This is a genomic window from Yoonia sp. MH D7, assembly GCF_054439475.1.
The window spans coordinates 153,233-160,481 of sequence record NZ_JBTJCF010000002.1 but is presented as its reverse complement, the minus strand read 5'-3'; the positions used below and the strand labels follow the sequence as shown (position 1 = coordinate 160,481).

Annotated in this window: 7 protein-coding genes; 2 read left to right on the top strand and 5 right to left on the bottom strand. The window is 50.3% G+C overall.

Annotated features, from left to right (window positions below; genetic code table 11):
• Positions 1–408: 408 nt before the first annotated feature.
• Positions 409–1,443 (bottom strand): IS110 family RNA-guided transposase, encoded by a 1,035-nt coding sequence (locus ACXLHR_RS17130; protein ID WP_458790674.1) that lies wholly within the window; start codon positions 1,441–1,443, stop codon positions 409–411.
• Positions 1,444–1,698: 255 nt separating this feature from the next.
• Between ACXLHR_RS17130 and ACXLHR_RS17125 the strand changes: the two genes are divergently transcribed.
• Positions 1,699–2,727 carry a PAS domain-containing protein gene (locus tag ACXLHR_RS17125; RefSeq protein WP_458792693.1) on the top strand — a complete coding sequence of 343 codons (1,029 nt, stop codon included), beginning with the start codon at positions 1,699–1,701 and terminating at the stop codon, positions 2,725–2,727.
• 248 nt (positions 2,728–2,975) lie between these two features.
• Here ACXLHR_RS17125 and ACXLHR_RS17120 read toward each other — a convergent pair whose 3' ends face one another.
• The 4 genes from ACXLHR_RS17120 to ACXLHR_RS17105 all read right to left on the bottom strand — a co-directional run bounded on the left by ACXLHR_RS17120 (position 2,976) and on the right by ACXLHR_RS17105 (position 6,634).
• Complete coding sequence (locus ACXLHR_RS17120) at positions 2,976–4,481, bottom strand: hypothetical protein (RefSeq protein WP_458792692.1); 1,506 nt, start codon at positions 4,479–4,481, stop codon at positions 2,976–2,978.
• Between the two features lie 453 nt (positions 4,482–4,934).
• Positions 4,935–5,525 (bottom strand): DUF3592 domain-containing protein, encoded by a 591-nt coding sequence (locus ACXLHR_RS17115; protein WP_458792691.1) that lies wholly within the window; start codon positions 5,523–5,525, stop codon positions 4,935–4,937.
• Positions 5,526–5,641: 116 nt separating this feature from the next.
• Positions 5,642–5,989, bottom strand: coding sequence for a hypothetical protein (locus tag ACXLHR_RS17110; protein ID WP_458792690.1), 348 nt, complete (start codon positions 5,987–5,989; stop codon positions 5,642–5,644).
• Between the two features lie 468 nt (positions 5,990–6,457).
• Positions 6,458–6,634: a hypothetical protein gene (locus ACXLHR_RS17105; RefSeq protein ID WP_458792689.1), complete on the bottom strand. Its 177-nt coding sequence runs from the start codon at positions 6,632–6,634 to the stop codon at positions 6,458–6,460.
• Positions 6,635–7,095: 461 nt separating this feature from the next.
• Here ACXLHR_RS17105 and ACXLHR_RS17100 point away from each other — a divergent pair, with 461 nt between their 5' ends.
• Positions 7,096–7,242, top strand: a complete 147-nt coding sequence (locus ACXLHR_RS17100) for a hypothetical protein (protein ID WP_458792688.1) — start codon at positions 7,096–7,098, stop codon at positions 7,240–7,242.
• Positions 7,243–7,249 lie beyond the last annotated feature (7 nt).

The following is a 7,249-nucleotide window of genomic DNA, read 5'->3' as shown; positions in this document are numbered from 1 at the left end:
CGGCCCGACTAACCCGACATTAACGCACGTGCTGCAATTGTCGGCTAAGTCCACACAGTGTGAATTTGCTGATCACCTAGTTTAGCAGGCGCAGCGAATGTCTCCTTCCATGGGCCGCACCGCAGCATAGTTGTGGGCCGCTTAAAGTCGCCTTCTCTAATTGGGCGTTTGGGTCAAGCTCATTTTCCTTCTTTCTTTCTTCCGGGTCTTTGTCACTCATCCGGGTCACGCTTCTCTTCGCAGTCTGGTTGATGCCGTGATGGCACCGCTGCACGCATATGTCGGATCGGACGTGGAGAGCCTTGCTTTGGGACGCGCTTCACGTTGCGCAGCAGACATTTTCGGCTTCTTCCACGAACCTCGTCCGGTGAGGGACGACCCCGTTAGGATTGGTGTTTGGGCTTTAGGTCATGCCTTGCCCCCCACTTGGTCCTGACGGAATTCTGTGCCATCTATCCACATCCGGTGGAGCAAGACGGCGAGTTTACGTGCGACAGCTACAACGGCGCGACGACGACCCTTGGTGCGCATTAGCCGCATACCCCAAGATTTGATCTGCGATCCGGCCATCGTCCGCATCAGCAAAGCGTTTGCAGCTGCATACAAAGTTGCGCGAACGTCTCTGTCCCCCGCTTTCGATATACGACCAGGATTGTCGTGCTCACCTGACTGATATCGTCGCGGTGTTAGCCCAAAATGCGCGCCTACAGTTCGTGACCGTTTGAAGCGCGTAGGATCGTCCACAGCGGCTTTGAAGGTCAATGATGCAATCGGTCCAACACCCGGAACGGTCATCATTCGCATACAAACCTCATCCTGGCTGGCGGCGCGTTTGACACGCCGATCCAGTTCCAGAAAGTGCTGATACAACACAACACGTGCATCTAATAGTGGCACCAAGGCATGGGCCAGAACGTCATCCATCTCGATCATCGGTCGGACAACACCATCGAAACTGCCGTGCTGCACAGTCTTGGGCAGACGAATGCCAAATATCTTTAATAAACCGCGCACTTCATTGGCTAGATCCATTGTCTTCTTTAGCAATGCCTTGCGCGTGCTAAGCAAGGCACGGACGCCATGGGCCTCTCGGCTCTTCATATGTACCGGGCTGAACCAGCCCGTGCGTAGCACTTGAGCTATCCCGCGAGCATCATTCTTGTCAGTTTTATTCCGCATTGCTGATAGCGCCGCATTGACCTGTCGCGCCTCCATGCAAACCACATCGAAGCCTTCTGCTGTCAAACCGAAGTACAGGTGCTGGCTCATCGTGCCCGCTTCAAAGCCCACCCGTTCAATCGGATGTGCGAACTCAGCAAGGTACTTAGTGATATCGCTGATCTCGCAGGGCAGCTCTCGTTCAAGAAGCACTTTTCCTCTGCCATCAACAATGCAAAGCGCACAGGATCGAAGCGATACGTCTATTCCGGCAAAATATTCCATCTTCCTTCTCCCTTGTTCACAGTCATCCTGTGATCTTATCGGGAGCTCGACCTCAGAACAGAGGGTAGCCCAATTACGCATGCTTTGGGCCGTCCCTACTGGGGGCCAAGGCAACTGATGAGAAAATGCTGTGCCCGATCTAATGGCGGCAGTGAGCCCATAGTTACTATCAGGTCGCCATCCTCACAGGTTAGCTCTTGGTAAAGCTAACGTGACATCTCGAATTGGGGCGATTAAGTTTGGGATACTGTTGACTTGGACTTTACTGAGAAATTGGAGCGCAACTTGAATGTAGCAAAAGGCCGTTCGCGTTGGGACCTCACCGATGACAAAGCGATGACAGAGGCAGTCAGACACGCCCGAATCCCTCTTTGCATTTCGGACCCTAATGTCCCTGATAACCCTATCGTCTTCGTTAATGCCGCTTTTCTTGATTTGGTGGGCTATTCGGAAAAAGAAGTTGTAGGCAAGAATTGCAGGATATTGCAAGGGCCAGAAACGACAGTAGACAGCGTCAACGCAGTACGGTCAGCAATCAACGAACAACGGGTCGAAACGGTAGAAATAATCAATTATCGAAAAGACGGAACCAGCTTTATAAACGCTCTTCAAATCGGCCCAATTCTTGATAACGACGGCAAATTGGTGTTCTACTTCGGTTCCCAACTCGACGTTACAGAAAAGCGGAATGCGGAACGTAAGGCTCGCAAGCTTGCTGATGACGAGCTTATCCACAGGCTGCGCAATATTGTTAATGTGATGAGTGTTGTCATCCGCATGACGGCGCGTGAGGAAGGTGATGCCAAAGCACTTGCTGCGATCGTGGATGAACGGCTCAGAGCGTTAAGTGATGCACATTTTGAGACGATCGGTGGGTCAGAAGGCCAGAACCTGACTTTCGAGAAACTAGCACAAACGATCTTGGCCGCTTATGCACCGAAAGGTACACAACAGTTTCACCTCAACGGACTCGACTTTGTTCTTCCCGGTCATTTGCTTTCTTGTGTTGCCCTTAGTCTGCACGAATTAGCCACTAATTCAGTAAAGCATGGTTCACTAGGTGCCGAGAAGGGCCTGATCAATGTCGGTTGGGAGATTAGAAAAACAGACGATAGTAGCAAGTTTATTTTCCAGTGGTCTGAAACGGGTGGCCCAAAAGTTTTCACGCCAAAACGAAGTAGCGGTTCCAAACTCATCCAGAATTTGATTGCGGCTGCTAACGGCTCAATTGAGCTTCACTGGGAAGAAACTGGCTTGGTCGTGAAAGCCGAATTTCCTCTTTAATTGGTGCACCGAAGAGCTGCTTCTTCCGCATTCTGTGAGTTCGCCCCTCGATATTGCAAGCGCAGCGAATGTCCGGTCTCACGGGTCGCACCGCAGCAATCCAGATCACCGGTTAATGTCCGCAAAGGGCCGTTGGTCCGCCGATCAGTTGAGCTCACCACCGCCCTTGTTTTGGCTCGATCGTCGCGCAGCTGCCGCTAAGGGCATTCGGTTTCTATTGTATAGTTAATACACAGAGCATTTTGCTTCTAGATAATTAGCTGCACCAAGCCAGCAACGCTTGCCGTAACAACTCCATTTTGGACAATTTTCTGTTTTGCCTCAGTAGAAAGAGCTTCGCCCTTCAACATAGACTTAGCATTGGCCGCAAGTGTCACCATCGCGGCAACACCCATACTGTCGATAATTTCAGCGTCGGCACCGTGGCCCAGCTTTTGTAGAGCTAAAGTCGTGTCCTCTGTGAGGCCTACGTTGCTGAAATCCGAAGAAGCCCAGTCCGGAGAGTTTTCCGCAACTTCACTGGTCGTCAGGACTTCGATATTTTCGTATTTTTCGTTGTGTTCGCGGACATAGGATGCGTAATTTGTCGCCTTGAGCTGAATCTCTGAAACGTCGCCGGTTTCAATATTGATAATTCTGACATCTGCCCCAGCATGGTTCGTGTCGCCGAAGAGCTCAACGATGTATTCGTCACCGTCAAGGTTCTCTCGTTGCTGAAAGGCTAGTTCATGGTAGATGCCCTTCACGTTGTTTTTGAGCCCTGCAATTTGCTCAATGGACAGTGATTGTACGTATTCTGATAGTTCGAGTTCACTGGCATCGGTAAGGTCATTGTTCGACCGACGTAGCGCTTGAAGAACCAATTCCTCATCGTCAGTAAACGAAGGCAGGCTTTCCGACATCAATTTCAATATCGTCGCAGACACGACACCAGTAACTACGGGCGCTGCCGCTGATAATTTCTTTCTGATTGGCGATTGTCGACAGTGAATCGTTGGTAGGGAGTTAAATAAACCCTCTAGATCCACCTTGCGATCTTCAAGCCGCATGAGCGGAATATCTGGCCAGTCTGTAACTTTGGCGATGCAGACATCCAGCTGTTTGAGGAGATCGTTCTCTAGGTTTTGCTGTAATGCTTCAGCGGTGATGGGATCCAAAACGGCGCTCTGACCGACACGTTCCCGAAAGGCGGTTGCCAACATCAAACAGGTTTCAACAAATTGCATTTCTTGAGGATCCAAGGACTTTTTCCTGCGTCGTTTCCCTGTCCATTTGCTGATTAGTGTGCGAGACCCAAAGTATGCCACCGCTCCCCCGGCGGCGGCTGCACCCAGAACAATCCACCCACCAGTCACAACGCCTCCACCGATCCAGGCCAGCGCGGCGCTGTTAAAGGCTGCGCCAGAGAGTGACGAGATCGCGGTTCCTGTACTGGCCGTCCCAAGGATGGATGCGATAGAGAATAACCCTGCTGTTGTTCCTGCGGCAGCGAGCTTTACAGAAACTGCTCTGACGATCCTTGCCGAAGTTCCGCGTTTCTCGATTAACAATGCATCGACGAGGTCTTCTAAAGCGGTCGCACCTTTTTCGTAAAAGTTTTTCTGAGTATATTCAGCATGCCTCAATTCATACTCTGCATATTTTACAACCGCATGATCCTTGACGGCCTTACCCCCTTTTGCAGCTAATTTTCCTGTCTGCCTTCCCACGGGTTTGGCAATTGCCCAGCCTGCTTTTCCAACTAACTTAGTCAAGAATAGCGTTGAACGCCCGGTAGCATTTACAGCCCGTCCTGAAATTGAAGGTCTCTTATTGCTTTTGCCCAAGCTTACGCGCTCCACATGGTCTTGTTTATCGGGTGCAGAAATACCTTAACGCAGCAAGCTATCAGCAACAATCCAGAGAGTGCGCCTCCTTTTCTTCTAGTGTAATACAAAATAAAGCAGGGGACGCCCTGCCAGCCAGCAAAGCGGCTCGCGCTAGCAGAGCAGATATTGCTGTTGCAGCGAATGGCCGGTTTAGAGGGCCGCGCCGCAGCATGTTAACCATGTCACGGACGGCGGCTTTGGGCCGTCCTTGTCGGTGACGGTACGCCCTTGATGCGAAAATGCTGCGACCGATCTAATGGCGGCAGTGAGCCCAGAGTCCCCCATGCTGCACAGAGCATCAATGTCGCCTTACCGTGACCGTGGATAGGCTTGGATTTATTAGTCTAGATCGCTGGTACCCACATTGGTAGACTGCATTCTTTTGACAACTTCATCCGCTTCTGCATCACGCCCCATCATGCGTAGATGCTTGACCGCCTCATTAAGATCGTCAATTGAATTTTCTTGTTTTTTTTGCGCAACGCTCGGCTTTTTGCTCTCTTGCCAGGCAAAAATGATGTACGCGAGGATACCGAAGCCCGTTGCCAGAAAAACCGTGCCGAAACCCCAAAGTTCAAACCACTTGTTTAACTTGATTTGGCTTGGGTTGTCTCGACTATAGAGAATGCTCAATTCCGTCCCGAGAGGAAAATTGTAGTCCTGATTAGAAACTGGCGTTTGAGCACTTTGAGGCCTGCCCTGATCATCAAAAAAAGATATTGTGGGCATATAGTTATCTTTTATGGAGCCGTTACTATTTGAAGACCGACTTTCCTTTACATAGGTCACCGTACCATTTGTTGTTATGGCAGTGCGTGTGAACGTATACGAAGAGTAAGTCATACTAGCACCGACTGCTATAAAAACCAGCCCAACTACGAAAGCAATAAGTGTCGTTGTGCCGGCACTAAGTTGATTTTTATTTGACATAAAAAATAGTCCTAAATCTATGCTTTTGTTTCGAAGGGATCAGGTATTTCAAAGGCATTCGGCTCAGAGTAACGTGCTCGCCGAAATATATATCAAAGGCTAAACAGGAGGTTGGTTTATCTGGTCATTAAGAATGGACGACGCTCCACCATAGACTGCCCGTTCACCAGCCCATGGACTTGTTGAAATCCATAGATCATTTCAGAATTCACAACTATAAGCCTGAGTATAAATGTCATCTGTCCGCCTTCAATGGGAATTGACGCAGCGCCAACCAAACGTGGCAAATCGTTCACGTCACACCCGGCATAAGCACCAAGCTGACTGTCGCTGATCCCCATCGGAGGCACGCTTCCAGGGGCAAATTCAGGTATTGAAGGTTGGTTGTCAAAACTCCAATCAACTCCTGTTTCCCAGTCAAAACTAATGTTCATACCCTCCGAACTATCAGGGATGATCGTCAAGCGGCCCCCTTGAACCTCGAACCGTCCAGTTTCTGGCGATGGCGCCTCGCCATGTGTCATTGCCATACCTCCGAGCATAACGTAACCGGCCTGGAAATGCGATGTCCACTGCCCCTCTAAAAGTTCTGCGTACAAGTCAAGAGCCGCTGTATCTGTGACCCCGCAGAGTGATGCAGGCTGGTCAGCGAAAGCTGTCGATGAAATGCTAAGAATTGTGATCGTTGTCCGTATAAGGTTTTTTGAAAACATCTATTTATTGACTAGGCAACACAACGGTTGCTCCTTCTATTATGCCCCACTTGAGGTTGTTGAAATCTGACCACTTCGCGCCAAAATTGACTTAATAAGCCTTTCTGCACATTTCCTGCATCGCGGCCAAAGCCGGCTTTGATCGCCGGTGCCATTCATAGTTAACATGCAAATATGCAGTTCCTTGCCTGCCAAACATTCGCATTGCCGTTTACGTCATTAGCAGTTGGCGCAAACTGCTCCAGCCGCCGCCTCAGCCGCCGCACTCTGGCTTTCTTCTTGGGCAGGCATTTCACAAGCGCTGAGGGACGCGACAAAACCAAAAAGTAATAGGGTCTTCAGGGAAAATTTCATGTTCATGTTCACTTTCAAATACAATGTTTTGGCAAATATCATTTTCGACCTTACCAATTTTAGCACAAATAGCGATTCGCTGTAAGCGCTGAAGCCAGCCATTGGCGCAACCGCAGCGAAAGCACACTTTGTCCCGCACGCTGTGAGTTCAAGTCGACTGAAATGCTGCGCCCTGCACGAATGTCCGCAATACGGGTTGCTGGCGCGGCATTCGAGTACCCTCGCGAACGGCAGCAATGGGCCGAGTGTCGACGCGCATTTATACAGCAATTGAACATGCTGTGATGAAGTCTCATTTGAAGCTGTCGTCAATGGAGACCTTCGCTGCACCATCTCTGGACTCACAGAGTGCAGGACCAAGCCGACCTTGACCCTTCCGAAGCCAACGACTGCTTTCGTACGGATGCTAACGCAGCGAAAAACATCAAGGGCGGGAAGCTCCGTTCGCTGCGGATAGGTAGCCGTCTGAGCGCGCTAAGGCGAAAGGTGAGGTCCGCGCAGATGTGGATGCCAAAGACGCAGGTGAATTTGTCAAAGGCATGATGATGGCATCGGCGTTGATCAATCGTGACCAAGGTGATGTTTCTGCCTCAGAGGGCCTGCGCAAAGTGGCGCAGACAATCGTCAAGAGTTGGCGCTGCCTCGTCTAAAATCCAA